This is a genomic window from Anoxybacillus sp. LAT27 (genome assembly GCF_022030075.1).
In the GTDB taxonomy this organism is placed as follows: Bacteria; Bacillota; Bacilli; order Bacillales; family Anoxybacillaceae; genus Anoxybacillus; species Anoxybacillus kestanbolensis.
Genome location: NZ_JAIWYK010000212.1, coordinates 1 through 258 on the forward strand (window position 1 = coordinate 1; position 258 = coordinate 258).

A 258-nucleotide genomic window follows, 5' to 3' on the forward strand; every position below is an offset into this window, starting at 1 on the left:
TCATCGGACCCGTCTGCGTCTTCTTCCTCGTCTTCTTCGTCCCCATCTTCGTCCGTCTCGTCTTCGTCGTCTTCTTCCTCGCCGTCTTCTTCCTCGCCGTCGTCCTCGTCTTCTTCTTCGGATTCTGCCTCGTCTTCGTCGTCTTCGTCCTCTTCATCTGCGGCCGCTTGCGAGACGACGATTTCCGTTTCTTCGTCGTCTTCCTCGTTCAGGTCCTCTTCCAGGACCGGGTCATGGCCGGACGAATAGATCAGTTTC

General features: G+C 56.6%; 1 protein-coding gene. It reads right to left on the reverse strand.

Annotated features, from left to right (window positions below; all coding sequences use genetic code 11):
- Positions 1-258: hypothetical protein (locus tag LD028_RS09170; RefSeq protein ID WP_237811635.1), on the reverse strand; the 258-nt coding region annotated here is incomplete at both ends.